The sequence below is a fragment of the Gluconobacter sp. Dm-62 genome, from assembly GCF_018256155.1.
Lineage (GTDB): Bacteria > Pseudomonadota > Alphaproteobacteria > Acetobacterales > Acetobacteraceae > Gluconobacter.
On the sequence record NZ_JAERLY010000046.1, the window covers coordinates 1 to 2,154 of the forward strand.

2 protein-coding genes and 1 pseudogene are annotated in these 2,154 nt (G+C 39.5%); all 3 read right to left on the minus strand.

The window, feature by feature from the left end; genetic code table 11:
- Positions 1–44: 44 nt before the first annotated feature.
- Positions 45–191, minus strand: a pseudogene (locus JK202_RS16580) (transposase); the annotation flags it as partial.
- A 39-nt stretch (positions 192–230) separates the two neighbouring features.
- The gene (locus JK202_RS16125) at positions 231–1,718 is read right to left on the minus strand and encodes a hypothetical protein (RefSeq protein ID WP_211562499.1); all 1,488 of its coding nucleotides are present in this window, start codon (positions 1,716–1,718) and stop codon (positions 231–233) included.
- 198 nt (positions 1,719–1,916) lie between these two features.
- On the minus strand, positions 1,917–2,012 hold the full coding sequence (locus JK202_RS16585) for a hypothetical protein (RefSeq protein ID WP_408872161.1): 96 nt from the start codon (positions 2,010–2,012) through the stop codon (positions 1,917–1,919).
- Positions 2,013–2,154: the final 142 nt, after the last annotated feature.

The window sequence follows — 2,154 nt, forward strand, 5'->3', positions numbered from 1 at the left end:
TCCCTCACTCAAAACCGGACGAATGGAATCATAGAGCTGCTTTCAAAACCAGGGGTTTTTCGAACCCTCCACGTCGCGAACACGCCGATCTGACAGTTGGTAATCTTGCCGGCAGACCCCGTGTACTGCCGGCTCACGCCGCAGGAGGCCGATCCCTCCTTGAGGAACCCCGTCTCGTCAACGACCAGAAGACATCGCGCAATGCATCAAGCGTCAGTCCCAGAACATCCTCAACCGACGCCGATCCACTCATCTCGTTCAGAATCATGGTTACCCATAGATTCAGAACCCTCAGAAGAGCGAAACTGTAGTGCTAGAAGCGATGTATAATTTTGCATTTCGACTACTTTTTCAGTAGATGATCTTCCAACAAAATGTACGAATCCCCTTCGACTATATATGTCTTCCATGCTTCCCATTACATAGTTGGCGTATTTTGTAAATACCGAACTATTAATTCCACCAAATTTATAAGATATATAATTGAGAACTTCTTGATCTGCCCATCCATTATATTTTCGACCAAATTTCCATCCTATATTGGCTATGGTCCTGCGAACAAGGCGAACAAATTCGCGTGTTTTTTCATCATCAATGTTTGGAAATGATATAGTTCCACCATTCACGCCTGAAGAGTAAATATTAACATTTAGCTGATCAAGTTGTATTAAGCTTGACCCAATGGGTGGATGCGTCATGAGACGATTAAAAGTTTCTAGTGGAGCGCATATCGTTTCTGAAAGAACTGCATCAAGGAATAACGGAGAAATTGGTCTATCAAATATTATATCAGGATCTATATATAGTAATGGTTGAGAGTGTTTATAAATATCTTTATTAATTATACTGTATTTCGAGCAAACAAATCCAACAAAATCTTTTGGCTGCATAAAATCTATATCAATAGATTCATCGTCGCATATGTCCCTGATGGTTTCAATGGCTTGATCTGTCATAACAGTTATCCTTCCATTGAATTTTCCAAATTTTCGTATAGATGAAACGCATAGGGCAAGCTGTTTAAGAACATTTGCGCTTGAATATGCAGTAATATATATATGAGGACAATATAAAAGGAACACTTCTGGCGACCAGTTGTCAACTATACCAACAAATTTATACTCCCCGAAGTCTTCTTCGCGACATTTACTAATATCAATATTTATTGGACCAATACAAAGAGAAAAAATATCCTTCAATTTAATATCTTTTGGAGTATATATATTTCCATCCCTTTTTGATACCCAACTATTAGACATAATGTAGTTAATTTTATGTATCTTATATTCATCTATAAGGATAAATCTTTCCCATGTATATGCATGAATTTTATTAAAATCAATTAATTCGTTGTCTGAGCATAAATATTTATTTTCTTTATTTGAAAATAAATAAGTACATGAATTTTTATCATACGTTATTTTCACATCGCTATGAATTCCTATACTTATAAGCCTGTTACACAAAACTTCACGATCGTATATGAAAATATCATCTGCATCTAAATCTGTTATTTTTTTAATTTCCAAATCATTAATAATGACAGCTTCGTCTTTATTAATATCGTTGATATTTTTTGAATAAAATTCTCCATTATTTCTTGAGTGAAGAATTTTACCTTTGTAATCCATAATGTACATATTTTTGCCTTTTGCAGCTAGATTCCCATTTATATGAAGCAGGTTTGCTAGGGTAGCAAGGCGGAAGAACCGACGCATCGTTGATTGATATGTTCGGCTTATGATTTCAGGTTTTCTCGTTCTGATTGAAGGTTCCTGGGACCAACTGCGTTGAACAAGTGGTCTGCAAAGGCTGACGTTTCTGGATCATAGCGTTGAAGATAACGAGAAGCTGGCGAGCGACGGCGATGAGCGTGGGCATACGGTGAGATGCAGACAGAGCTGAGTATAGAGGGCTTAGCGAACCTTTCGGCGACCGCCCCAGATGCGCCGCGCGTTCTTCCATATTCCGCTTTCGCGTACATTGGGTGCCAAACCTGCCAGAGAAGTGATCTTTCGGCGGCATAACGTGCCGAGTTCGGGGAGTTAGCCGAGCAGGATGGCCAGCACGGTCAGACTGAACCGCCCTGGGATTGGCGGAGACTGGTTTTCTTAAGTTATGCTGCCAGTGGGAGGTGGTCCATAGCGGCATAAA

Excerpts from the sequence above, each read along its gene's own strand:
- JK202_RS16125 (WP_211562499.1), bottom strand. The coding sequence starts at position 1,718 with ATGCGTCGGTTCTTCCGCCTTGCTACCCTAGCAAACCTGCTTCATATA.